This window comes from Alcaligenes phenolicus (assembly GCF_032063905.1).
Lineage (GTDB): Bacteria > Pseudomonadota > Gammaproteobacteria > Burkholderiales > Burkholderiaceae_B > Alcaligenes > Alcaligenes phenolicus.
Map to the genome: position 1 here is coordinate 176,946 of NZ_DAMBOE010000003.1, position 24,549 is coordinate 201,494.

Annotated in this window: 19 protein-coding genes; 12 read left to right on the forward strand and 7 right to left on the reverse strand. The window is 57.2% G+C overall.

The features are described from left to right. Positions 1 to 11: 11 nt before the first annotated feature. The 4 genes from U2949_RS07360 to U2949_RS07375 all read left to right on the forward strand — a co-directional run bounded on the left by U2949_RS07360 (position 12) and on the right by U2949_RS07375 (position 10,916). On the forward strand, positions 12 to 3,953 hold the full coding sequence (locus U2949_RS07360) for a DUF3683 domain-containing protein (RefSeq protein ID WP_321286962.1): 3,942 nt from the start codon (positions 12 to 14) through the stop codon (positions 3,951 to 3,953). Between the two features lie 274 nt (positions 3,954 to 4,227). Then, on the forward strand, positions 4,228 to 4,722 hold the full coding sequence (locus U2949_RS07365) for a HugZ family pyridoxamine 5'-phosphate oxidase (protein ID WP_026484484.1): 495 nt from the start codon (positions 4,228 to 4,230) through the stop codon (positions 4,720 to 4,722). A 406-nt stretch (positions 4,723 to 5,128) separates the two neighbouring features. Further along, complete coding sequence (locus tag U2949_RS07370; protein WP_321286964.1) at positions 5,129 to 7,873, forward strand: autotransporter domain-containing protein; 2,745 nt, start codon at positions 5,129 to 5,131, stop codon at positions 7,871 to 7,873. A 247-nt stretch (positions 7,874 to 8,120) separates the two neighbouring features. Next, positions 8,121 to 10,916: an autotransporter domain-containing protein gene (locus U2949_RS07375; RefSeq protein ID WP_321286966.1), complete on the forward strand. Its 2,796-nt coding sequence runs from the start codon at positions 8,121 to 8,123 to the stop codon at positions 10,914 to 10,916. 142 nt (positions 10,917 to 11,058) lie between these two features. Here the strand turns inward: U2949_RS07375 and U2949_RS07380 are convergent, their stop codons facing one another. From U2949_RS07380 to U2949_RS07410, 7 genes are all read right to left on the reverse strand, one after another. Further along, positions 11,059 to 11,610 carry an adenine phosphoribosyltransferase gene (locus U2949_RS07380; RefSeq protein ID WP_026483768.1) on the reverse strand — a complete coding sequence of 184 codons (552 nt, stop codon included), beginning with the start codon at positions 11,608 to 11,610 and terminating at the stop codon, positions 11,059 to 11,061. A gap of 170 nt (positions 11,611 to 11,780) precedes the next feature. Next, positions 11,781 to 13,475, reverse strand: a complete 1,695-nt coding sequence (gene cydC / locus U2949_RS07385; protein ID WP_321286968.1) for a thiol reductant ABC exporter subunit CydC — start codon at positions 13,473 to 13,475, stop codon at positions 11,781 to 11,783. Then, positions 13,472 to 15,172 carry a thiol reductant ABC exporter subunit CydD gene (cydD, locus tag U2949_RS07390; RefSeq protein ID WP_321286970.1) on the reverse strand — a complete coding sequence of 567 codons (1,701 nt, stop codon included), beginning with the start codon at positions 15,170 to 15,172 and terminating at the stop codon, positions 13,472 to 13,474. Before cydD ends, cydC begins: the two co-directional genes overlap by 4 nt. Next, a complete protein-coding gene (gene cydX, locus U2949_RS07395; protein WP_026483765.1) occupies positions 15,173 to 15,313 on the reverse strand; it encodes a cytochrome bd-I oxidase subunit CydX in 141 nt (46 codons plus the stop codon). It lies immediately after the preceding gene. Between the two features lie 14 nt (positions 15,314 to 15,327). Beyond that, a complete protein-coding gene (gene cydB / locus U2949_RS07400; protein ID WP_026483764.1) occupies positions 15,328 to 16,479 on the reverse strand; it encodes a cytochrome d ubiquinol oxidase subunit II in 1,152 nt (383 codons plus the stop codon). Positions 16,480 to 16,494: 15 nt separating this feature from the next. Beyond that, positions 16,495 to 18,078, reverse strand: a complete 1,584-nt coding sequence (locus U2949_RS07405; RefSeq protein ID WP_250756172.1) for a cytochrome ubiquinol oxidase subunit I — start codon at positions 18,076 to 18,078, stop codon at positions 16,495 to 16,497. Then, on the reverse strand, positions 18,071 to 18,637 hold the full coding sequence (locus U2949_RS07410; protein ID WP_026483763.1) for a GbsR/MarR family transcriptional regulator: 567 nt from the start codon (positions 18,635 to 18,637) through the stop codon (positions 18,071 to 18,073). Before U2949_RS07410 ends, U2949_RS07405 begins: the two co-directional genes overlap by 8 nt. A gap of 157 nt (positions 18,638 to 18,794) precedes the next feature. Between U2949_RS07410 and U2949_RS07415 the strand changes: the two genes are divergently transcribed. From U2949_RS07415 to hprK, 8 genes are all read left to right on the forward strand, one after another. Continuing rightward, entirely contained in the window at positions 18,795 to 19,784 is a 990-nt protein-coding gene (locus U2949_RS07415; RefSeq protein ID WP_026483762.1) for a KpsF/GutQ family sugar-phosphate isomerase, read from the forward strand. 2 nt (positions 19,785 to 19,786) lie between these two features. Beyond that, on the forward strand, positions 19,787 to 20,392 hold the full coding sequence (locus U2949_RS07420; RefSeq protein WP_080655515.1) for a KdsC family phosphatase: 606 nt from the start codon (positions 19,787 to 19,789) through the stop codon (positions 20,390 to 20,392). A 2-nt stretch (positions 20,393 to 20,394) separates the two neighbouring features. After that, complete coding sequence (lptC, locus tag U2949_RS07425) at positions 20,395 to 21,015, forward strand: LPS export ABC transporter periplasmic protein LptC (protein ID WP_026483760.1); 621 nt, start codon at positions 20,395 to 20,397, stop codon at positions 21,013 to 21,015. Further along, positions 21,012 to 21,662 carry a lipopolysaccharide transport periplasmic protein LptA gene (lptA, locus tag U2949_RS07430; protein WP_021447173.1) on the forward strand — a complete coding sequence of 217 codons (651 nt, stop codon included), beginning with the start codon at positions 21,012 to 21,014 and terminating at the stop codon, positions 21,660 to 21,662. The genes lptC and lptA overlap by 4 nt, the downstream gene beginning before the upstream one ends. Positions 21,663 to 21,680: 18 nt before the next feature. Beyond that, on the forward strand, positions 21,681 to 22,472 hold the full coding sequence (gene lptB / locus U2949_RS07435; RefSeq protein WP_009458653.1) for an LPS export ABC transporter ATP-binding protein: 792 nt from the start codon (positions 21,681 to 21,683) through the stop codon (positions 22,470 to 22,472). Positions 22,473 to 22,661: 189 nt separating this feature from the next. Then, positions 22,662 to 22,988, forward strand: a complete 327-nt coding sequence (hpf, locus tag U2949_RS07440) for a ribosome hibernation-promoting factor, HPF/YfiA family (protein ID WP_009458652.1) — start codon at positions 22,662 to 22,664, stop codon at positions 22,986 to 22,988. Positions 22,989 to 23,142: 154 nt separating this feature from the next. Next, positions 23,143 to 23,643, forward strand: coding sequence for a PTS sugar transporter subunit IIA (locus U2949_RS07445; RefSeq protein WP_051316301.1), 501 nt, complete (start codon positions 23,143 to 23,145; stop codon positions 23,641 to 23,643). Beyond that, positions 23,615 to 24,541 carry an HPr(Ser) kinase/phosphatase gene (gene hprK, locus U2949_RS07450; protein ID WP_009458650.1) on the forward strand — a complete coding sequence of 309 codons (927 nt, stop codon included), beginning with the start codon at positions 23,615 to 23,617 and terminating at the stop codon, positions 24,539 to 24,541. The genes U2949_RS07445 and hprK overlap by 29 nt, the downstream gene beginning before the upstream one ends. Positions 24,542 to 24,549: the final 8 nt, after the last annotated feature.

Genomic DNA, 24,549 nt, shown 5'->3' on the forward strand with positions numbered 1-24,549 from the left:
CAACTATCGCCATGAACGCCCCCATTGCAAGCAAGCACCTGGCTGCCCAGGCACGCAACAACGACACGCCGCGCCTGCGTGAAATCCCCTACAACTACACTTCGTACTCAGACCGGGAAATTATCCTGCGACTGCTGGGTGAAGAGGCCTGGGAAAAGCTGTCCGAGCTACGCTCCGAACGCCGCACCGGCCGCTCCGCACGCATGTTGTTTGAAGTGCTGGGTGATATCTGGGTCGTCAAGCGCAACCCCTATCTGCAGGACGATCTGCTGGACAATCCCAAGCGCCAGCATCAACTGATCGAGGCCCTGAACCATCGCTTGAACGAGATTGACCAGCGCCGCGACAGCGCCGTGCCCGATCGCGATGCCAAGGTTCTGCGCCTGCTGCACGCTGCTCGGGGTGCAGTAGCCGCGTTTGAACAAGAATTTACCGATATCCGCGAGCTGCGCCAGAAAATTGTGCGCTCCCTGTCGCGCCTGACCGCCAAGGACAACATCAAGTTTGATGGCCTGTCGCGCGTCTCGCACGTGACAGACGCCACCGACTGGCGTGTGGAATATCCCTTTGTCGTGCTCACCCCCGATCACGAAAACGAGATGGCCGCCCTGGTCCGTGCCTGTATCGAACTGAAGCTGACCATCATCCCGCGTGGGGGTGGTACCGGTTACACAGGCGGTGCCATTCCACTTAGCTGGCGCTCGGTTGTCATCAATACCGAAAAGCTGGATGCCATTGGCAAGCCAGAACAAACCACTCTGCCCGGCATGTCCGAGCCCGTCACCACCATTCTGACCGGTGCTGGCGTGGTGACCCGTCGTGTGGCTGACGCTGCCGAAGCCGCCGGTGCCGTGTTTGCGGTAGACCCGACCTCGGCCGATGCCTCCTGTGTGGGCGGCAATATCGCCATGAACGCGGGCGGCAAGAAAGCCGTGCTGTGGGGTACTGCGCTGGATAACCTCGCCTGGTGGCGCATGGTCGATGCCCAGGGCAACTGGCTGGAAGTGACCCGTCTTGAACACAATATGGGCAAGATCCACGACGTGGAAATGGCTCATTTTGAAGTCAAATGGTTTGATGGCCGTTACGCCCCTGGTGCCCAGTTGCTGCGCAGCGAAACCCTGCACATTGAAGGTCGGCGTTTTCGCAAGGAAGGCCTGGGTAAAGACGTTACCGACAAATTCCTGGCAGGTTTGCCCGGTATTCAGAAAGAAGGCTGTGATGGCCTGATCACGCAGGCCCGCTGGGTGCTGCACCGCATGCCGGCGCATACGCGCACCGTCTGTATGGAGTTTTTCGGCCAGGCCAAGCAGGCCGTGCCCTCCATTGTGGAAGTCATTGACTACCTGAACGGCGAAGGCAAACGCATCGGCGCCATTCTGGCCGGTCTGGAACACTTGGACGAACGCTATCTGCGCGCGGTGGGCTATGCCACCAAGAGCAAGCGTGATGGTCTGCCCAAAATGGTCCTGATTGGCGACATCGTAGGCGACGACCCTGATGCCGTGGCCACCGCCGCCTCTGAAGTGGTGCGTCTGGCCAATGGCCGCTCCGGTGAAGGCTTTGTGGCCGTCAGCGCCGAAGCCCGCAAGAAGTTCTGGGCCGACCGTGCCCGTACCGCTGCCATTGCCCGCCATACCAACGCCTTCAAGATCAACGAAGACGTGGTGATCCCCCTGCGCCGCATGGGTGAATACACCGAAGAAATCGAACGCATCAATATTGAGCTGTCCACGGACAACAAGCTGCGCTTGACCCGTGAACTGGAAGACTTCCTGCAAGGCGATCTGCCCGTGGGCAAGATCGAAGATCACAACGACGCCGAGCACACTCGCGAAGAGATTCTGGACGAGCGCCGTCACGACGCCCTGCAAATCGTGCGTAATGTGCGCCAACGCTGGCAGTGGTTGCAGGACAATCTGGACAAGCCGCTGAAAGACTCGCAGGCTGAACTGGCCGAGATTGGTGTGCCGCTGGACAGCGCCGCGATCGAGGCTCGTCTGCAAGAAGACCCGAACACCTCGATTTTCCAGCTGCTGCAAGATCACACGATCCGCACCTCCTGGAAGAGCGAGATTCGTGAAAACCTGGAAAACATCTTCCCCGGCGCCGACTGCGCGGCCGTACTAACCGAACTGCAAGCCATTCACGACCGCGTGCTGAAAAGCCGTGTGTTTGTGGCGCTGCACATGCACGCCGGTGACGGTAACGTACACACCAACATCCCCGTGAACTCGGACGACTACGGCATGCTGCAGCAGGCCAATGTCACCGTGGCCCGCATCATGCAAATTGCGCGCGGTCTGGACGGCGTGATTTCCGGTGAGCACGGAATTGGTTTGACCAAGTACGAGTTCCTGACACAAGAAGAGTTGGAGCCTTTCCAGAACTACAAGCGCGAAGTGGACCCGAACAACCACTTCAACGCTGGCAAGCTGATGCCCGGTGCGGATTTGAGCCGCGCGTGGACCCCCAGCTTCAACCTGCTGGGCCACGAATCGCTGATCATGCAGCGCAGCGAAATCGGTTCCATCTCCCATGCCATCAAGGACTGCTTGCGTTGCGGCAAGTGCAAACCGGTCTGTGCCACCCACGTGCCACGCGCCAACCTGCTGTACTCGCCCCGCAACAAGATCCTGGCCACTTCCCTGTTGATCGAAGCCTTCCTGTACGAAGAGCAAACACGTCGCGGGATCAGCCTGAAGCATTGGGAAGAGTTTGAAGATGTAGGCGACCACTGCACCCTGTGCCACAAGTGCTACAACCCCTGTCCGGTGGATATCGACTTTGGCGATGTGTCCATGGAAATGCGTTCCTTGCTGAACCGCATGGGCAAGAAGTCCTTCAATCCGGGCTCGGCCGCGGCCATGTTCTTCCTGAACGCCAAGGACCCACGCGTCATCAAGGCCACCCGTACCGCCATGATTGAAGTGGGCTACAAGGCCCAGCGTGCGGTGCACAATCTGCTGGCTGCCCCTGCTCGCAAACAGGTCAGCGCTCCCCCTGCCACCATCGGCAAGGCACCGATCCGCGAACAGGTCATCCACTTCATCAACCGCAAGATGCCCGGCGGCCTGCCCAAGCAAACTGCCCGTAAATTGCTGGATATCGAGAACTCGGATTACGTACCTATCATCCGTAACCCTGAAGCCACCTCCGTGGATTCGGAAGCCGTGTTCTATTTCCCCGGCTGTGGTTCGGAGCGTCTGTTCTCGCAAGTGGGTCTGGCTACTCAAGCCATGCTCTGGCATGTCGGCGTGCAGACGGTTCTGCCTCCTGGCTACCTGTGCTGTGGCTACCCGCAGCGCGGCAGCGGTCAAAGCGACAAGGCCGAGAAGATCATTACCGACAACCGCGTGCTGTTCCACCGCATGGCCACCACCTTGAACTACCTGGATATCAAGACCGTGGTGGTCAGCTGTGGTACCTGTTACGACCAGTTGGCAGGCTATGAATTCGACAAGATCTTTCCCGGTTGCCGCCTGATAGACATCCACGAATACCTGCTGGAAAAAGGCTTGAAGCTGGAAGACGTGCAAGGCGTGCGTTACATGTACCACGACCCTTGCCACAGCCCCATGAAGCTGCAAGACCCCATGAAAACGGTTAAATCCCTGGTGGGCGACAGCACCATCAAGGCAGATCGTTGCTGTGGCGAGTCGGGCACGCTGGCTGTGTCGCGTCCAGACATCTCCACGCAGATCCGTTTCCGCAAGCACGAAGAACTGCAGAAGAACCAGGATGCTGTTCGCGCCGATGGCTTCCAGGGCGAAGTCAAAGTGCTGACATCCTGTCCGTCCTGCCTGCAAGGTTTGTCCCGTTACGAGGACGAAACCAAGATGGATGCGGACTACATCGTGGTGGAAATGGCCAAGCACATGCTGGGCGAGAACTGGATGGCAGACTACGTACGCCACGCCAATGATGGTGGTATTGAGCGCGTTCTGGTGTAAACCACACGCATCACTCCCCCTGAACAGGCCGGCTTCATGTCGGCCTGTTTTGTAAGTGCTAGGTGGGTATTTTTGCCGCTGGGCCGATCCCCAAAAAAAACACTCCCTTGGGAGGGTTGAAACAAGGTAAGGCTATTCGTCGCTGGGCCATACCTCAAAGCGCCCATCGGATAGCTGCAAAGGGGCTTTTCTGCCGGGCCGCCGGAGATAATCTCCCTCAGGACGCCTTCAGCCCAAAACGCAGTATGGAAGCTTTTTCAGAATAGGTGCTTTTATGTCTGTTGATGATCCATTACTAATCAGCCTGCACGCCCTTCTCCGCAGCGAACGCACCGCGTCGCTGGGAACCCTCAGCAATCAAGGGTTGCCGGTGGTTTCCCGCGTTCCCTTTGCGATCTGCCCCGAGCAAGCCAGCATCATCATCCATATCAGCGAAATGGCGGCTCATACCCGTTATTTACTGCAACGCCCCGATGCCAGCCTGATGGTCAGTCAAAGCGAGCATGGCCAGGATGCCGTCCATGACCTGCCCCGTGTCACCTTTCAGATGCTGGCCCGCAAACTGGAACGCGAACAGCCCGACTGGGAACAGGCCAAGCAGGCTTATACCGCCCGCTTTCCCGACATGGAATTTCTGAGCAGCTTTACGGACTTCCATTTCTTTTCCCTGGATCTGGTTCGGGTGCGCCAAATTGCTGGCTTTGCAGCGGCACGCACCCTGAAACCTGAGCTGGTGCGCGCTTTACTGGCAAAGCCAGCAGCCATCTGAATATTCAGGGGCAATCGGCCTTGAAATCCTTGGGAGCTCACCCAAGCCACGCCCCCTAACCCCCCCTTAAAACGGCAATAAACCAAGGCATCCCCCCTTGCTGGCCCCGAGTCATCTCCAAAATGTTGCTCGTTTTGCAACAACATCGTCACTAAGCAGCTTTAAGACACAGAAATCAAACCACCAATTAAACGTCCCTCTTTCTAGAGAAATCGCCACTTCCTCTCCAGCCCCTCCAAAAACAGGTACACGTTTTCGCACATTCCAGACGCTAGGTATGACAAAACGTAAATTTTACCGCTATAAGATTCAACGGCTATGACGTTAAATGGCACGTTAGGACGTCGACAACACGCCCTCAGAACGAGTTGCCGCCAAGCATAGAAAAAACCTAGAAGAGGAAGAGATGCCGAACAAGAAGCGCAGCACTTATGTGCTGGTACAGATGGCTTTACTGAGCATGATTTTGCCGGGCATCGCCCACGCGGAACCAGACAGTTCACTGGAGCAATGGCGTACTAAAGAATACAAACGCCAGCCTGGCCTGGACATGATCAACGCCGGTAAAGCCTATTCGCTGGGCTTTACCGGCAAGAGCGTGACTGTTGGTATTCTGGACAGCGGCATTGAGGCCAAGCACCCCGAATTTACAGGTGCGATCGCAGGCGGCTTTGACTTCAATACGGATACTCACTATGCCAACGGCCAGGGTGTAGACTCGAACCCTCCAATAGGTCACGGCAGTCACGTTGCCGGCATTATTGGAGCACGCCGCGATGGCTTCGGCATGCATGGTGTTGCCTTCAACAGCCAGCTCTTTGCCGTTGCTTATCTCGAGTCAGAGGGGGTTGAGGGCGACCGTGTGCTTTCCGAAGGATGGAATTATCTTGCCCAGTTCAAGCTGCCTATTATTAATAGCAGTCTGGGGCTCAATAACTGCCGCAACTCAACTACCCCACCCTGCCATGTCCTGGATTATGGTTCAGCGCAAAGCGCTCTAGATAGACAACCCCTGATTATCGAGTCCTTCAAGAACAGCGTACAAGCGGGCACCTTGATGGTGTTTGCCACCGGTAATGAGAAACAAGACCACCCCGATTTCCTGGCTGGCTCTCCTCACTGGTTTCCCGAACTAAAAGACAATTGGCTGGCCGTCACCGCCTTGGGTGAGGAAGGCAATCTGGCCTCCTATGCCAATAAATGCGGTGTGGCCGCCGAGTGGTGCCTAGCCGCTCCCGGTGGAGACTACAACCCAGGGATTAAGTCAGTCAACTCTTCAGGCGGGTATGCGGTCATTAGCGGCACCTCAATGGCGTCCCCACACGTAGCCGGCGGTGCTGCTCTGGTCAAGGAAGCCTTCCCCTACTTCACCGCCTATCACCTGCAACAAACCTTGCTGACCACCGCAACGCCTCTAGGTGACCCCAGCATCTACGGCTGGGGCCTGATGAATGTGGGCAAGGCTGTTCAAGGACCAGGACAATTTACCCGTCTGTTCGATGTAGACACGCTGGGCTACAACTCCACCTTCGCCAATGACATCAGTGGCACAGGTGGCCTGCATAAGCGCGGTTCCGGCTCTCTGGAGCTGAGCGGCAATAACAGCTATACCGGCGACACCACCGTCAGCGGCGGTCGTCTGGCCGTCAATGGCACGCTGGTATCCGCTATCACTGTAGAGCGCGAAGGCACTTTGGGTGGCTCTGGTACGGTTGCTCAAGTAGATAACTACGGCACCCTGGCTCCGGGTAATTCAGTGGGCACCTTGACCGTCAGCGGCGACTACACCGCCCATGCCGGTTCGGTACATGAACTGGAAGTCGATCCCGCTGGGGCGACAGATCGTCTGGTGGTTGGCGGTGCAGCCCATATCGACGGCACCCTCAAACTGGCTGGCGGCCCCTTCCGCCAGAACGTCAGCTATTCATTCCTGAATGCGACCAACGGCGTGACCGGGCAATACAGCCACATTGCTTATGACATGGCCTTCCTGTCACCGACTTTAGTCTACGGTCCCAGCCTGTCCCTGATGGTCGAGCGCAACGACACGCCCTTTGCTGCCTTCGCCTATACCGGCAATCAGAAGTCTGTCGCCCAGGCATTGGATACCGGCTCCACACAGCCCCCTGCCGCCATGACTGATCTGTATGACACGGTGCTTAATGCCCAGTCCACTCAGGTCGCGGGCTATATGGAGCAGCTACAAGGCCAGATCCATGCAGGTACGACCTCGGCTCTGCTGAGCAACGGCGACCTGCTGCCCCGCACCTTGGGCAAACAAGCTTCGGGCGCACGTAATGCAACCGGCAAAGACACCGTCTTGTGGGCTGAAGTCATCCATCAACAACGTGATCTGGATGGTGACGACAACAGCCAGGATGTACGCCACAAAGTGGGCGGACTGTTCCTGGGTGGCGATACGGCCATCGGCGAGCAAGGCTGGCGCATGGGTGCCTCTCTGGGCTATCTGGAAAACCGCATCAAGCTGGATGATCGTCGCCAGAGCTCGCGCAGCAATAGCTACAGCGCGGCCCTGTACGGGACGCAGGCTTGGGAAATGGGTTCGGGCAGTCTGAATTTGTTGGCTGGTGGTGCCTACACCCGCCACAGTCTGGACAGCGAGCGCTCTCTCTCTGTTCACCAAAGCGAGACACTGAAGGCAGACTACAAGGCGCACAGCATTCAGGCTTTTGCCCAGTTGGGTTACCGCATGCCGGTCAGCCCACGCTCCAGCGTGGAGCCCTATGCCAGCGTGAACTGGCACCAACTGCGTCACGGCTCCTTCAGTGAATCAGGCGGTCAAGCTGCCTTGCGTGGCGACTCGCAACGCCAGAACCTGAGTACCGTCACACTGGGTCTGCGCGGCACCACTGAGGTGGACCTGTCCAAAACCACGCTATCCTTGAGCGCCGGTTTAGGCTGGCGTCATGCCCTGGGTGACACCACACCCGAGCGTGAACTGGCCTTTGCCGCACTGCCCGGCAGCAACTTCCGCGTCAGCGGCGCACCTATCGCCAAGAATGCCGCTGTTGCCGAACTGGGCGCAGAGCTGAAAGCAGGCAAGAGCACCTCCTTCGGGCTGAACTACCAGGGTCAGTTTGGCCGCAATCAGGATCATGCTGGCTCTATGTTCATGAAAGTGCGCTTCTAATCAAAGAACTTGCAGGGTGGTGCCTGCTCCGCACAGCCACCACCTTCGCAACAAAAATAAACAAGTATGAAGGGCATCGGTGTTGCACATACAAGGGCGGGACGCTTAATAGAGCACAAGCTCGACGGCATATAAGCCCGTAACGAAAAGATTAAACGGTTATGCCGTTAAATATGTCTTAAGGTTATTAACAGCAAGCTTTCGCAACGAATTGCCGCCATACATAAAAAGCCGGAAAGAGGAACAGATGTCGAACAAGAAACGCAACACTTATCTGCTGGTGCAGATGGCTTTGTTAGGCCTTGCCTTGCCGGGTCTCGCCTATGCGGAGCCAGACGGCACCTTAGAGCAATGGCGCACGAAAGAATATAAAAACCAACCTGGCCTGGACATGATCAATGCGGCCAAAGCCTATGCGCTGGGCTTTACAGGCAAGGGCGTGACTGTCGGTATTCTGGACTCCGGCATTGCAGGCAAGCATTCCGAATTTGCCGGAGCAATTGCTGGGGGCTTTAATTTCCGGACAGAAACCCCTTATGCGAATGGACAAGGCGTCGATAACGACAACCCTGCCGGGCACGGCAGTCATGTTGCCGGCATTATCGGCGCTAGACGCGATGCTGCGGGAATGCACGGCGTCGCCTTCAATAGCCAGCTTTTTGCTGTTGCCTACAACCTCAATGAGGATGATGACGATGATGACGATGATGATGATGATGGCGACGCAGCACTGCCCCCAGACCAGGACACAGATCTAGCGCTCTCTACGAGCTGGAATTATCTTGCGCAGTTCAAGCTGCCTATTATCAACAGCAGTCTGGGGCTCAATGACTGTCGCGACTCAACTACCCCACCCTGCCATATCCTGGATTATGGTTCAGCGCAAGGCGCACTAGATATGCAGCCCCTGATTATCGAGTCCTTCAGGAACAGCGTACAAGCGGGCACCTTGATGGTGTTTTCCACCGGTAATGAGGAACAAGACCACCCCGATTTCCTGGCTGGCTCTCCTCACTGGTTTCCCGAACTAAAAGACAATTGGCTGGCCGTCACCGCCTTGGATGAGGAAGGCAATCTGGCCTCCTATGCCAATAAATGCGGTGTCGCGGCTGAATGGTGTTTGGCCGCCCCCGGTGGCAAGAATCCCGGTATCTACTCCGTCGACTCTAGTGGTGGCTATGCCCATAATTACGGTACCTCAATGGCATCCCCACACGTAGCCGGCGGTGCTGCTCTGGTCAAGGAAGCGTTCCCCTACTTCACCGCCTATCACCTGCAACAAACCTTGCTGACCACCGCTACGCCCATAGGTGACCCCAGCATCTACGGCTGGGGCCTGATGAATGTAGGCAAGGCTGTTCAAGGACCAGGACAATTTACCCGTCTGTTCGATGTAGACACGCTGGGCTACAACTCCACCTTCGCCAATGACATCAGTGGCACAGGTGGCCTGCATAAGCGCGGTTCCGGCTCTCTGGAGCTGAGCGGCAATAACAGCTATACCGGCGACACCACCGTCAGCGGCGGTCGTCTGGCCGTCAATGGCACGCTGGTATCCGCTATCACTGTAGAGCGCGAAGGCACTTTGGGTGGCTCTGGTACGGTTGCTCAAGTAGATAACTACGGCACCCTGGCTCCGGGTAATTCAGTGGGCACCTTGACCGTCAGCGGCGACTACACCGCCCATGCCGGTTCGGTACATGAACTGGAAGTCGATCCCGCTGGGGCGACAGATCGTCTGGTGGTTGGCGGTGCAGCCCATATCGACGGCACCCTCAAACTGGCTGGCGGCCCCTTCCGCCAGAACGTCAGCTATTCATTCCTGAATGCGACCAACGGCGTGACCGGGCAATACAGCCACATTGCTTATGACATGGCCTTCCTGTCACCGACTTTAGTCTACGGTCCCAGCCTGTCCCTGATGGTCGAGCGCAACGACACGCCCTTTGCTGCCTTCGCCTATACCGGCAATCAGAAGTCTGTCGCCCAGGCATTGGATACCGGCTCCACACAGCCCCCTGCCGCCATGACTGATCTGTATGACACGGTGCTTAATGCCCAGTCCACTCAGGTCGCGGGCTATATGGAGCAGCTACAAGGCCAGATCCATGCAGGTACGACCTCGGCTCTGCTGAGCAACGGCGACCTGCTGCCCCGCACCTTGGGCAAACAAGCTTCGGGCGCACGTAATGCAACCGGCAAAGACACCGTCTTGTGGGCTGAAGTCATCCATCAACAACGTGATCTGGATGGTGACGACAACAGCCAGGATGTACGCCACAAAGTGGGCGGACTGTTCCTGGGTGGCGATACGGCCATCGGCGAGCAAGGCTGGCGCATGGGTGCCTCTCTGGGCTATCTGGAAAACCGCATCAAGCTGGATGATCGTCGCCAGAGCTCGCGCAGCAATAGCTACAGCGCGGCCCTGTACGGGACGCAGGCTTGGGAAATGGGTTCGGGCAGTCTGAATTTGTTGGCTGGTGGTGCCTACACCCGCCACAGTCTGGACAGCGAGCGCTCTCTCTCTGTTCACCAAAGCGAGACACTGAAGGCAGACTACAAGGCGCACAGCATTCAGGCTTTTGCCCAGTTGGGTTACCGCATGCCGGTCAGCCCACGCTCCAGCGTGGAGCCCTATGCCAGCGTGAACTGGCACCAACTGCGTCACGGCTCCTTCAGTGAATCAGGCGGTCAAGCTGCCTTGCGTGGCGACTCGCAACGCCAGAACCTGAGTACCGTCACACTGGGTCTGCGCGGCACCACTGAGGTGGACCTGTCCAAAACCACGCTATCCTTGAGCGCCGGTTTAGGCTGGCGTCATGCCCTGGGTGACACCACACCCGAGCGTGAACTGGCCTTTGCCGCACTGCCCGGCAGCAACTTCCGCGTCAGCGGCGCACCTATCGCCAAGAATGCCGCTGTTGCCGAACTGGGCGCAGAGCTGAAAGCAGGCAAGAGCACCTCCTTCGGGCTGAACTACCAGGGTCAGTTTGGCCGCAATCAGGATCATGCTGGCTCGCTGTTCATGAAGGTCCGTTTCTAAGCAACGCAACAAAGCACGGGGCTGACAAGACGTCAGCCCCGTGCACTATCAAACAGACAGACATGAAAAATCCCTGCGATGCTCCAGGCACGGCAGGGATTCAGGCTACAAAGCCAAACCGGCAATACGCCGGTTCTGGCAATTAGCGGTCAGATTCCTTAAAGCTACAGACGGTGTAAACCGACAGGCCGGAATCCGTCACCGCTTTGGAGCCGCCCAATTCGGGCAGATCAATAATCGCGGCAGCTTCCACCACGTTGGCGCCCAAGCGCTGCAGCAAACGAGCCGCAGCCAGCAAAGTACCACCAGTAGCAATCAGGTCGTCGATCAGCAAGACACGCTGACCAGGACGCACGGAGTCGGTGTGCATCTCGACGCTGGCATTGCCGTATTCCAGGGAATATTCTTCGGCCACTGTATTGAAAGGCAGCTTGCCTTTTTTACGCACCGGCACAAAACCCAGGTTCAATTCATAGGCCAGAACCGAACCCACGATAAAGCCGCGTGCATCCACACCCGCCACCAGATCCAGCTTTTGTCCCATGTAACGGTAGACAAACAGGTCAATCAACACCCGGAAGGAACGCGGGTCTTGCAGGACCGTGGTGATATCGCGGAAAGTCACCCCTGGCTTGGGCCAGTCCGGCACATTGCGAATGATTTGACGGATGTACTGGGTGGGATCAATTTGCATGTCAAAGCTTCTACAACAGAAAATCCGGGCGCGAAGGGCGCACTTGGATACGTTGCAAGTGTACACAATTGGGCAGCAGCAACAAGGGCTCGCCCGGCTTGTGCCCGTAAGTTGTACTAATACGACGCGGCTGGGCAAAAAACGCTACAGACTTGACCCAAAGTGTCCTTTTAGTTTGGTTCTAAAGTATCTATTGCTGCGCCGGATTTGCGCTGCAAACGCCCCGCCTCAAACCGATAAACGCTATCGACCAAAGGCAGCAAACGGGTATCGTGGGTCGCCATAATCACAGTTTTTCCCCGCGCTGCGGCCAGAATATCCTGCATCAAGGCCTGACTGGTCGGGCCATCCAGACTGGCCGTAGGTTCGTCCAGAAACCAGATATGGGCAGGCGACAACAGCACACGCGCCAGACACAGGCGGCGCTGCTGCCCTAGGGACAATTGCTGCCCGCCCTCGCCCAGCCAGGTATCCAGCCCTTGGGGCAAATCACGTACCACACTGTCCAGCTGGGCATCGTGAAGAGCCTGCCAGATTTGTTGCTCTGAAGCTGTCGGTTCTGCCAGCAAAAGGTTGTCTCGCACCGAACCCAGAAACAGTGGCGAGTCCTGTGCCAGCAAGGCGCAATGATCAAACCAGCTGGCGCGGCTCCAATGCTGGGCTGCTTTACCCTCAACCAGATACTGCTTTCCCGAAACAGGCAACAAGCGCATCAGCACACCCAGCAAGGTGGACTTGCCGGAGCCACTAGGGCCAAAAATAGCAATGTCCTCGCCAGCTTGGACTTGCAGCGACAACTGCTCCAATACGGGCTGTGAACCGTAGGAAAAATTCAGATCTTTGATTTCCAGGCAGGCTGGCTTGTCCAACGCAATCGCCTGCCCTTGCGCCTGATCGGTTGCCTCGGGCTCGTCCAGAATTGTCAGCAAACGATTGCTGGCCGCCTGAACCTCTCCCAAGCGGCACGCACCGCGCATCATGGGTGCCATGATCTCGAACAAACCCAGCAAAGCCAGCACCAGCCCCACCCACAAGGGGCCGCTCATGGCTTGCAGATTGACCTGTTGCGCTCCAACCAGCAGGCAGGTCATCAAGGCCACGCCCATCAAGACCTGCTGGGAAAACTGCCCGACAATGCCCCAGCCATTGCTGCGTAAACGGGCTTGTCCCAGCTCCAGGCCAAGCTTGTCCACTTGCTCTTGCACGACATCCGCAGCGGCAAACACCTGAATATCGGCATAGGCGCGGATGGCCTGATGCACCAGAACACGCTGGCGGTTTTCCAGTTGATGGACTTGCTGGGCTGCACGGCTGGCGCCACGGGCGCAAATATACGGAATCAGACAAGCGGCAGTCAGCAAACAAGCCAGAATCAGCCAGGCCCACCAGGACAGCCAGGTTTGCAGCACAGCGCTAAACACCAGACCAGCCACCACAGCCGTAGTCAGCGGCACCAAAATCAGCAAAAGCACCAGATCCAGCACAGCCACGTCAGAGGTCAGACTGGAAGCCAGCTCCCCATCTCGAAACTGGGCCAAGCGCGACTGACTGAATCGGCTCAAGCGTCCGAAAACCAGGCTGCGAATACGTACTTGCAAATCCAGCGTCAGGGCATGACCGACGACGCGCTCCAGATACCGGGAGGCGATACGCCAGAAAGACAGGCCGCGAATCATGGCCGAAGGGCCAAACAGATTGAATACGATGCCCAAGGTAGCCAGAAAAGCGCTGCTTAGAAACCAACCAGCCACACCCAAAAGGCCGACACCCGCGGCCACCGTGCTGATCGCCAGCAGAACTGTAAACAATACGGCCCCACGTCGTGCGCGCAGGCTGGAACCTAAGAGACGAAACCACGCTTTCATGCCGTCAGAACTCCTTGGGCAATGTGCAGTTGGTTCGAGCACATGGCCGCCAGTTGCTGGTCATGCGTGGCCACGACCAGACAGCGTCCCTGACAGAAGCGCAGAATATTGCGCATGACACGATCCCGGGTCGCCGCATCCAGGCGGGAGCTGGGTTCGTCCAGCAAAACCACATGCGGGTCTGTCAAAAACAGGCGGGCCAGTGCCAAGCGCTGAATCTGACCACCGGAAAGACCAAAACCACCTTCGCCCAGAACCGTATGCAAACCATCGGGCAAGGCCCGTACAAACTCGGCTGCACAGGCTTGTTCCAAGGCTTGCCACAGCTGCTCATCACTGGCTTGTGGGGCCGCCAGACGCAAGCCATCGGCAATGGTCCCCATGGCTAAAAAGGCCTGCTGGGAAATCAGTACGACGCCATCATGGCGCGTCAGCAAGCGCCCGGCAGTATCGCTATTGCGCAGCAAAATTTCACCCTGCGCCAAGGGGCGCAAACCAATCAGGCTTTCCAGCAGACTGGTCTTGCCGGAGCCGCTGGCCCCCAGCAAGGCGTAAGACTGATCTATATAAAGTTGCAGCCCGGGCACTTCCAGCAAGGTCCCCTGCCCGCCCAACTGCGGCAAATGCAGATGACGCAATACCAGTACCGGCAAGTTGGGAAAAACCGCTTCATTGTCGGCGCTGGTGGGAGCCGCAGGAATCAAATCCTGGCCCAAGTTTGCCCACAGTCTGTCGACTTCCACTGCAGCCGCACGCGCCGCTGCCCGATCATGATAATTAGCGGCCAATTGGCGCAAGGGCTGGTAGGCCTCTGGGGCCAGGAGCAAACAGAACAAGCCTTGTTGCAGGCTAATGCCCGAGAAGGACTCGCCCAGATAGCCCAGGTAACCCAAGCCAATGTAGACCGCTATCCCGGCCACACCCAATGCAGCGAAGAACTCCAGCACAGCCGACGATAAAAACGCGATTCGCAGCACTTTCATGGTACGTGTGCGCAGCTCCTGACTGGCCAATTCCACACGCTGCAACTCGTCCTGCCCACGCCCCATCAAGCTAAGGGTAAAAATGCCGCGCAGCCGGTCGGCGAAAAAGCCGGACAGTCGCAGCGTTGTTTGCTGTTGTTCACGGCTGGCTGCTTCCGCCCCCCAGCCCACCAAGGCCATGAACAGGGGAATCAGGGGCGTGCTCAACAAGAGAATCAAGGAAACAATGCCATCCACCGGCAAGACCGCCAGCACTAGCGCCAAAGGCACCAGAGCCGCCGCTGCCATGCAAGGGATATAGCGAGACACAAAGCCATCCAGGGCTTCAATTTGCGTGATCAAGCTGGTGGAAAGTTCGCCGCTATTGCTGGCCCGCAAGCGCGGCACCGTACTGCGGAACAGTCGGGCAAACAGCTCGGAGCGCAGCCCTTGTTTCAGTTGTTCTGAAACCTTTTGCGCACGGCGTTCACCAAAGGCGGAAATGGCGGCACGCAGCAACAAAAGTGCAGCCACCATCAGGATAGAGAAAAGCTGCCCTGTCCAGGGCAAGCCATCGACCACAATTGCCTGCACAATCTTTGCCAGCAACCAGGCCTGGGGAATCAGTAAAGCGCCGGCCAGCACAGGGGCCAGCATGGAAGCCCGCAAAGCCGTGCGGGCGCGGCTGGAGAATTGCCCCAGCCATTGTTGCGCCGTTGGACTTTGCGGTGTCAATCAGACCTCGATATCTGCGTTAGCCTTGGAGGCGGCTGCGCTCTGCAAAGCGGTGTTTTCACGAAGCTCGAACCACATCGCATTCAGGATGGAGAATGCGCAAGCCAGACCCAAACCTAGAACCCAAGAGAAGTACCACATATGCGCTGGCCTCCTTAGTAAGAATGAGAAGAATCTTTCATGCTGGCAACCGACACCTTGCCACGCATTACGCTATACACCCAGGAGGTATAGAGCACGATGATGGGCAAGAACACCAGTGTCACCAAAAGCATGATCCACAAGGTCAGATGACTGGCCGAGGCATCAAACAGGGTCAGGCTGGAACCGGGGTTCAAGGACGAAGGCAGCAGGAATGGGAAGACGGCAAAACCAAAAGTCAGGATGATGCCAGCCAGTGCCAAGGACGAGAACAGCAGAGCCAACAAGCCGCGACCACGACCAGCCAGCAAGGCACCGAACAGCAAGCCCGCAAAACCGACAATGGGGGCTGCCCACAAGGCAGGCCAGGTACGATAGTTAGCCAACCAGGCACCTTCAACCATATCGACCGTCTTGCCAATCGGGTTGGACATGGCGTGGGCCGCCTCGGGCCAAGGCATGCTATAGCCATTCATGGCACTGATCCACCAGCCGCCGGCAGCAAAAGCCACAATGGACAGCAGCCCCAAAGGCATGGCCCAGGCACGCGCACGACGAGCCACATGATCACTGCCCTTCCAGGCAACCACCACCGCACCTTGGAAAGCCAGCATCAGGACACTGAGCAAACCGCACAGAACGGCAAAGGGCTGGAACAGACCGAAGAAGTTGCCTTGGTACATGGGGCGCAGCGTGGTCTCGTCAAAGCCGAAAGGTACGCCCAGCATCACGTTCCCAATAGCCACACCAAACACCAGAGCACAAACCAGACCGGAGGCGGTCCAGATCGCGTCCCAGTTACGACGCCAGCGCGACGAGCTGAGCTTGCTGCGGTACTTGATGGCCACCGGGCGAACAATCAAGGCGACCAAAAGCAACATCATGGCCAGATAAAAGCCCGAGAAAGCCATGGCATACAGCAAAGGCCAGGCTGCAAAGGCCACACCACCGGCAACGATCAACCAAACCTGGTTACCTTCCCAGACCGGGCCAATTACGTTGTACAACGTGCGCCGTTCATCATCAGTGCGAGCAACCAGCGGCAGCACCATGGCCACACCCAGGTCGGCCCCGTCCATGATGGCAAATGCCGCCAACAAAACACCCAGCAGCAACCACCAGATGATGCGCAAGGTGTCGTAATCGAGAAGAATCAAATTTTCCATGATGGTTCCCCCTCCTTAACCGCGCAGCAACGGAGCGTTGCGCGAACCATAAGACAAAGCGGAAGGTGTGGCGGTCTCGCCAGCCTCGTCCGGACCTTTACGTACCGAGTGCAACATGACCTTGATGCCAATCACCGCCAAGGTGGTATAGAGCAACAGGAAGATGGTCATACTGATCATCAAGTCCACAAAGGACAGACCAGAGGCCGCATAGTAGGTAGGCAAGACGCCTTCAATCGCCCAGGGCTGACGTCCGAACTCGGCCACAAACCAGCCACATTCGATCGCAATCCAAGGCAGGGGAATGCTCCAGACCGCTACTTTAAGCAAGCGCGGGTGACGTTGCAGTCGGTCACGCGATGCCAGCACAAAAGCCACGCCAAAGAACAGGATGAAGTACAGCCCCAGCGCCACCATCACACGGAAGCTCCAGAACAGGGGTGCAACCTGTGGCACCGTATCCCAGGCAGCCTGGGCGATGGTCTCGGTATCGGCTTTGGTAATGTCGTCCGTATAACGCTTGAGCAGCAAGGCATAGCCCAGGTCTTTCCAGTTATTGTCAAAGACGCGGCGAGCCTCGATATTGCTGTCATCAGCGCGCACCAGCTGCAGTGCCTCGTAAGCACGCAAGCCATTGGCAATACGAATCTTGGCATGTTCGACCAGTTCATTAATGCCCAGCATGGGGGTACTGACTGAGCGTGTACCGATCAGACCCATCACCCATGGAATTTCCACGGCAAAGCGGTTTTCACGGGCCTCCTGATCAGGCCAGGCCAAGAGATTGAAACTGGCAGGGGCTTCCTCGGTTTCCCACATGGATTCCATGGCTGCAATCTTCATTTGCTGGTGTTCAGTAGTCAGGTAACCACTTTCATCACCCAGCACCACCACGGACAGGGACGCTGCCAAGCCGAAACTGGCCGCTACCGTCATAGAGCGCTTGGCCAGATCAATATGGCGACCACGCAGCAAGTACCAGGCACTGATGCCCATCACGAACATGGCACCCAGGACATATCCGGCACTGACGGTATGAACAACTTTGGCTTGCGCAACGGGATTGAGAATGACCTCGGCAAAATCGGTCATTTCCATACGCATGGTGTGGGGGTTGAAGATGGCGCCGACCGGGTTTTGCATCCAGCCGTTAGCGACCAGAATCCACAGAGCCGACAGGTTGGTACCGATGGCCACCAGCCAGGTGACGATCAGGTGTCCCAGCTTGGAGAGGCGATCCCAGCCGAAAAAGAACAGGCCGACAAAAGTTGCTTCCAGGAAAAAAGCCATCAAACCTTCAATGGCGAGCGGCGCTCCGAAAATATCGCCTACATAGTGACTGTAATAGGCCCAGTTCATGCCGAACTGAAACTCCATCACAATCCCGGTTGCGACACCCAGGGCAAAGTTAATGCCAAAGAGAACGCCCCAGAACTTGGTCATGCGGCGCCAGATGGCCTTGCCCGTCATGACATAGACGCTTTCCATAATGGCCAGCAAAAAAGACAGGCCCAACGTCAAGGGAACAAATAAAAAGTGGAACATCGCGGTGGAAGCAAATTGCAACCGCGACAAGGTAACAACATCCAGATCAATCATGACGATCCCCAGTTTGATCAGCTTTGCGAATCTTCCCGGCGAACCCCAGCACTTTCTGAACTTTGCTACCTAAACGCATCAGATTTTGCAGGGTCTCGGGCGGTAAGTGATGAACCTCGTCAAACCAACCACAAGCCAACTCGATCAATTCCAGCATTTCATTAATGCGCTGCTGCCCATATGCCTCTTCGTCATTGACGGGCGCTTCCATTAGGATACTTCGCAATAAGGTCAATGTGGGATCAATCTCGCGCTTACGCTTTTCCTCCACCAAAGTACGGAAAATATCCCATACATCCTTGGGAGATTCAAAGTATTCGCGGCGCTCGCCAATCTTGTGCGTCATGTTGACCAGTCGCCAGGACTGCAACTCGCGCAAGCTCATGCTGACATTGGAGCGGGAGATGCCTAGCGTTTCAGCGATCTCGTCGGCGTGGAGGGCTTCGGGGGCAATGAACAGCAGCGCATAGATCTGGCCCACCGTCCGGTTGACCCCCCAGCGCCCGCCCATCTCCCCAAAGTGCAGAATAAAACGCTCTGCCTGTGGTCCTAGATTCATGGCTTCCTGAATTTTCAGTAATTACTGAAATTACAAAACAAGACGTATCTTAACCCTAAACTATTCTGCTTGCCACTGGTCCAAGGGCATCTGTCCTTACAATTTGCCTCCTGCAAATCTACATGCCAAGCAGACACTTCACGTTTACAATTTCTCCATGAATACACCGGCACTTTTAGACCCCGCACATATCCTGTCCTCGGCACAACGCACCTTCGCCATTGAAGTTGACGCGTTACAAGCGCTGGGCGGGCGTCTGGACCAACGTTTTGTAGAAGCCACCAAGCTGCTCGTGCACTGCCAGGGCCGTGTGGTGGTGACTGGCATAGGCAAGTCCGGCCACGTGGCGCGCAAGATTGCGGCTACCTTGGCATCGACCGGCACCCCCGCTTTTTTCATGCACGCTGCCGAAGCCTTGCACGGCGACCTGGGCATGATTACCAAGCAGGACGTGGTCATTGCCATTTCCTACTCTGGGCAGGCCCAGGAACTGGTCACGGTGCTGACTGTGCTGCGCCGCATGGGTGCCAAACTGATTGCGATCACCGGCAATGCCCAGTCCGAACTGGCCCAAAATGCCGACCTGCATCTGGATGCCCATGTAGAGCATGAAGCCTGCCCACTCAACCTGGCTCCCACGGCCAGTACCACGGCCGCTTTGGTATTAGGTGATGCACTGGCCGTTGCCTGCCTGGAAGCACGAGGCTTTAGCCGCGAAGACTTCGCCCGCTCCCACCCCGGTGGTGCACTGGGCCGTCAACTACTGACGTTTGTGCGCGACATCATGCGCAGCGGCGAACAACTGCCTATCGTCTCCCCCGAGACCCTGATTCCCGATGCACTGATGGAAATGTCCAGCAAAGGCATGGGCATGACTATTGTCACAGATACACAAGGTCATCCCGTTGGAATGTTCACTGATGGCGACCTGCGCCGCCTGATTGCTCGTGCCGGCGATATACGCAATCTGCCAGTATCTGAGGGCATGTCGCGCGAACCACGCAGCATTGCCGCCGAAGCCCTGGCCATTGAAGCAGCCGAGCAAATGGATGCCCTGCGTATCAGCCAAATGCTGGTATTGGACACAAACGGGCTACTATTGGGAGCTCTGCACATGCACGACCTGTTGGCTGCAAAGGTAATCTGATCATGATGAATACGCCCACCATCCCGCTCCATCCCGCTGAAGCTCAAATTCTGGCCAAGCTGCCCGAGAACGTGCGCACCCAATTACGTCAGTTGCGCATGATGGTGTTTGACGTGGACGGCGTGCTGACCGACGGACGCCTGTGGTACAGCGCGAACGGCGAGGAGTTCAAGAGCTTTCACGCTCTGGACGGCCACGGTTTACGCATGCTGGGCGAAAGCGGCATTCATGTCGCCCTGATTACCGGACGCGAAAGCGGCATCGTATCGCGTCGCGCTGCCGAACTGGGCATTCCTTTTGTTTACCAGGGCGTACGCGACAAAATTGCCATCCTGACCCAACTGGCTCAGGAAAACGGCCTGTCCCTAAGTGAAGTGGGATATATGGGCGACGATCTGATCGACTTGCCCGCCATGCAGCGCGTGGGTTTTTCCGCCAGCGTGCCTGAAGCCCCCTTCTATATCAGTCAAATTGCCAGCTGGGTAGCCACACAGCCCGCCGGCCACGGCGCAGTTCGCGAATGCTGTGATGCCATCCTGGCCTCCCAGGGTCGCCTTGCGCCCTTTATTACAGGTGGTCCTTTGAAGACCACGGGAGTCATTCAGTAATCATGCGTGACCGTCTACCCACCGTCATTTCCCTGTTGTTGCTGACCTTGCTGGTGCTGGCAACGCTGTGGGCGGTCGATTACACCCAAAGCTCGGTCGCCATTGACCCGCCGCGCCGCATTACCCACGAACCCGACTCCTGGGCGCGCGACTTCACCATGATCAGCTCCGACCAGACCGGGATGGCCATCAACCGCCTGGATGGCAAGATTGCCTATCACTACCCGGATGACGATTCGCACGACATTACGGCCCCGCGCGCGGTCAGCAACCGGGCCGACTCCCCCCTGACCATTGCCACTTCCGACACGGCACATATGAATGCAGGCGGGGACACCATCACCATGAAAGGCAATGCCCATATTCACCGCCAGGCCACACCCGATGACGAGGCGATGGACGTGCGCAGCGAAGTGCTGATCATCCTGCCCGAAGAGGACGTGGTGTACACCAACGAACCGGCCCTGGTTGTCAACGGCCAATCCACCATGCGCGGTACCGGGATGCGTTACGATAATCGCGTTCGCCAATTGAACGTCATGTCGGAATCCGACGTTAAAATCTCCGGCCAACAAACACAAAAAGCGCGTTCTTCCAATAGCTCTAAGGATTCCCCTCCATGACCACGCCTGACAGCGCCCGCCTGGGCCACAAGCCCAAGCTCTCTCTTAGCCTTTTGCGTGGTGCCCTGGCCCTGTGCCTGAGCACTGCCAGCCTGGCTTTGCTGCCTACGGCCCCTGCTCTGGCCCAAGCGGCTGCCTCTGCCGCCGCCGAACCGGACACCTCCGTGCTGTCCGATACCCTGACCTACGACGATATTGCCAAGCAGACCATCTACAAAGGCAACATCATCCTGACCCGTGGCGCCATGACCTTGATGGCTGACCAACTGGCCATCGAGCAGGACGCGGAAGGTTTCCAGCATGGCACCGCAACGGTGACCGAGCGCGCCCGTGTCACTATTCGTCAGGAAGACCCGGCCAAGTTTGAACTGATGGTCGCCGAAGGCGTCCGAGCAATCTACAACGGCAAAACCGAAGAGGTCGAGCTGATTGGCAAGGCAGTCGTCAATCGTTATGTTTGCGGCAAGCTGCAGGACTCTGTCCAGGGCCAGCGCATTATCTACCGCCAGAAAGATGGCACGTACCAGGCCTTTGGTGGTTCAGACTCCGCCACACGTGATGGCCGGGTCCGCTCTGTGGCCCGCCCACGCGCCAATGCCGATGCTGCTCTGGCCGAATGCCAACGCAAGTCCTCCCCCCGCAAATAGCCCGGACCCCCTTGAATCATGGTTGCTTCTAACAACCCGTCTACCCCTACTCGCGCCAGCCACTCGACCAAAGGCAGCTTGATTGCACAAGGACTGCGCAAGACCTACGGCAAGCGTACGGTCGTGCAGGATGTTTCTTTGAATGTGGAAAGCGGCGAAGTGGTGGGCCTGCTAGGCCCGAACGGGGCTGGTAAAACCACCAGCTTCTATATGATTGTGGGCATTGTGCCCGCCGATGCAGGCCGTATTGAAATTGATGGCACGCCCATTACCGCCATGCCCATGCACAAGCGGGCACGGCTGGGCCTGTCCTATCTGCCCCAGGATGCTTCCGTCTTTCGCCGCCTGACGGTTGAAGAAAACATCCGCGCCGTGCTGGAACTGCAGCTGGACGATAACGGCCGCAGCATTAGCAAGAACGACATCAACGAGCGCCTGGAAACCCTGATCAGCGAGCTGCAAATTGCGCACATTCGTCAAAATACCGCCCTATCCCTGTCTGGTGGCGAGCGCCGCCGCGTAGAAATTGCCCGCGCGCTCGCCAGCAACCCTCGTTTCATTCTGCTGGACGAACCCTTTGCCGGGGTGGACCCGATCGCCGTGATCGAAATTCAGCGCATTGTGCAATTTCTGAAAGGCCGCAATATTGGCGTGCTGATTACCGATCACAACGTGCGTGAAACCCTGGGCATCTGTGACCGCGCCTACATCATCAGCGAAGGCACGGTACTGACCAGCGGGCACCCGTCCGAGATCATCGATAACGAAGCCGTGCGCAAGGTTTACCTGGGCTCGAACTTCCGAATGTAAGCCGACTTGTGGCCCTGTAACGGGGCCTGTCGGAGCAAGGGTTTTCCTGCACACCGCAGATTGATCCAGGTCATGTTATCTGACCAACATATAGGTATACTGGAATATCCAAGATCAGTAGTAAGGAGGCTAAACACGAAGATATTCCCCCCTCTGAAACATGTTGTTTGACTACTACGGAGAGCCTATATGAGCCTTAACATCACTGGCCGTAATCTTGACATAACTCCTGCCATTCGCGACTACGTCAAAAGCAAAATTGGTCGAATTGAAAAACACTTCGACAATGTGGTTGACTCGCAGGTTATGCTTTCCATTGAACGCCTGAAGCACAATGCCGAAGTGACCGTCCGTGTCCCCGGCAAAGATATACACTGCGCCTCTTCAGACGAAAACTTGTATGCCGCCATCGATCTGCTAGCCGACAAGATCGACCGCCAGATTCTGAAATACAAGGAAAAGGCAAACAGCCATGCGCATGAGCCCGCCAAGCGGCTCGAAGTTCCGGCAGCCTGATCACGCCGAACTGTTACAGCAGGCATAGCCGCCTGCCGACAAACCCCGTTCTTTCAGAAGTTCGGGGTTTTGTGTTTCTTGGCACAGTGTCCGCCTGTTGTTAGCCATCCAAAAAATGTTTAGCTAAAAAACATTCCCCCCTATAATGGCCGTCATGAATCTCTTGTCGCGTATTTTGCCTTTGTCCAACGTGGTTCTGGATCTTGCTGTTACCAGCAAGAAGCGCGCTTTTGAACAAGCCGGACTGATTTTCGAGAACCATCACGGCATTGCCCGGACAGCCGTTTTCCATAGCCTGATCGCTCGCGAGCGTCTGGGCTCCACTGCCCTTGGCCACGACGTAGCCGTCCCGCATGGCCGCATCAAGGACTTGAAGGAGCCTTGTGCCGTTTTCATGCGCTTGGCCGAACCGGTGCGTTTTGATGCCAGCGACGGTCGTACCGCCAGCTTGCTGTTCTTTTTGCTGGTTCCCGAAACGGCTACGCAAATTCACCTGGACCTGTTGGCCGAGATCGCCCGTTTGATGGCCGATCAGGACATCCGCCAGGCGCTGGCCCAGGAAACGGACCCTGTTCAAATCCACCAACTCCTGACCCAGACCCCTGATCTCAACGCGGAACACCCCGATGCTGACAGTTCAAGAACTGGTCAATGATAATCATGACAAGCTCGAGGTAAGCTGGGCAGCCGGAAAACAAGCTGCCCAACGCCCCATCCCCGATCTTGGCGCCTCTGCCGCGGATTTGGTCGGCCACCTGAACCTGATCCACCCTGGCCGCATTCAGGTTTTCGGTCCTGAAGAACTCTCTTTTTACAACCGCTTTGACGTCAAACGTCGCCTGCATCATCTGGATGATCTCAGGCAAGGCGGTGTTCCTGCCCTGTTCATTGCCAACGACGCCGTTGCGCCCGACGATCTGATCCAGTTTTGCGAAACCCAAGGGGTGCCGCTGCTCTACACCCCTATCGATGCGGCCCAGCTGATCGATTTGCTGCGCATCTACCTGGGCAAACGTCTGGCCCCCAAAACCACCATGCATGGCGTGTTCATGGATGTGCTGGGTCTGGGCGTGTTAATTACCGGCGAATCCGGTCTGGGTAAAAGTGAACTGGCGCTGGAGCTGATCTCCCGTGGGCACGGGCTGGTTGCAGACGATGCGGTTGAGCTGTCCCGCACGGCTCCCAACATGATTGACGGCCAATGCCCGCCCCTGCTGCAGAACCTGCTGGAGGTACGCGGGCTGGGACTGCTGGACATTCGCACCATTTTCGGCGAGACCTCCGTTCGTCGTAGAATGAAGCTTAAACTAATTGTGCACCTGGTTCGCTCCAACCCCGACAGCTTCGAGCGTCTGCCTACGCAGGACCAGACCCAGGAAGTGCTGGGGGTGGACATCAAACGCGTGATGCTTCAAGTGGCCGCAGGCCGGAACTTGGCCGTGCTGGTGGAAGCCGCCGTGCGCAACACCATTCTGGCCTTCCGCGGCATTGATACCATGGGCGACTTCATCGAGCGCCAGGCATTGGCTATCATGAATAGTCGCGACGACTAGGCGCTCAA

Bases quoted from the DNA above. Each gene is read 5' to 3' on its own strand.
- U2949_RS07420 (WP_080655515.1), top strand. From the start codon at position 19,787: ATGATGAATACGCCCACCATCCCGCTCCATCCCGCTGAAGCTCAAATT.
- U2949_RS07405 (WP_250756172.1), bottom strand. From the start codon at position 18,078: ATGATTGATCTGGATGTTGTTACCTTGTCGCGGTTGCAATTTGCTTCC.
- U2949_RS07415 (WP_026483762.1), top strand. From the start codon at position 18,795: ATGAATACACCGGCACTTTTAGACCCCGCACATATCCTGTCCTCGGCA.
- U2949_RS07365 (WP_026484484.1), top strand. From the start codon at position 4,228: ATGTCTGTTGATGATCCATTACTAATCAGCCTGCACGCCCTTCTCCGC.
- U2949_RS07445 (WP_051316301.1), top strand. From the start codon at position 23,143: ATGAATCTCTTGTCGCGTATTTTGCCTTTGTCCAACGTGGTTCTGGAT.
- U2949_RS07410 (WP_026483763.1), bottom strand. From the start codon at position 18,637: ATGAATCTAGGACCACAGGCAGAGCGTTTTATTCTGCACTTTGGGGAG.
- hpf (WP_009458652.1), top strand. From the start codon at position 22,662: ATGAGCCTTAACATCACTGGCCGTAATCTTGACATAACTCCTGCCATT.
- U2949_RS07370 (WP_321286964.1), top strand. From the start codon at position 5,129: ATGCCGAACAAGAAGCGCAGCACTTATGTGCTGGTACAGATGGCTTTA.
- cydC (WP_321286968.1), bottom strand. From the start codon at position 13,475: ATGAAAGCGTGGTTTCGTCTCTTAGGTTCCAGCCTGCGCGCACGACGT.
- hprK (WP_009458650.1), top strand. From the start codon at position 23,615: ATGCTGACAGTTCAAGAACTGGTCAATGATAATCATGACAAGCTCGAG.
- lptB (WP_009458653.1), top strand. From the start codon at position 21,681: ATGGTTGCTTCTAACAACCCGTCTACCCCTACTCGCGCCAGCCACTCG.
- U2949_RS07375 (WP_321286966.1), top strand. From the start codon at position 8,121: ATGTCGAACAAGAAACGCAACACTTATCTGCTGGTGCAGATGGCTTTG.
- lptC (WP_026483760.1), top strand. From the start codon at position 20,395: ATGCGTGACCGTCTACCCACCGTCATTTCCCTGTTGTTGCTGACCTTG.
- cydB (WP_026483764.1), bottom strand. From the start codon at position 16,479: ATGGAAAATTTGATTCTTCTCGATTACGACACCTTGCGCATCATCTGG.
- U2949_RS07380 (WP_026483768.1), bottom strand. From the start codon at position 11,610: ATGCAAATTGATCCCACCCAGTACATCCGTCAAATCATTCGCAATGTG.
- lptA (WP_021447173.1), top strand. From the start codon at position 21,012: ATGACCACGCCTGACAGCGCCCGCCTGGGCCACAAGCCCAAGCTCTCT.
- cydX (WP_026483765.1), bottom strand. From the start codon at position 15,313: ATGTGGTACTTCTCTTGGGTTCTAGGTTTGGGTCTGGCTTGCGCATTC.
- U2949_RS07360 (WP_321286962.1), top strand. From the start codon at position 12: ATGAACGCCCCCATTGCAAGCAAGCACCTGGCTGCCCAGGCACGCAAC.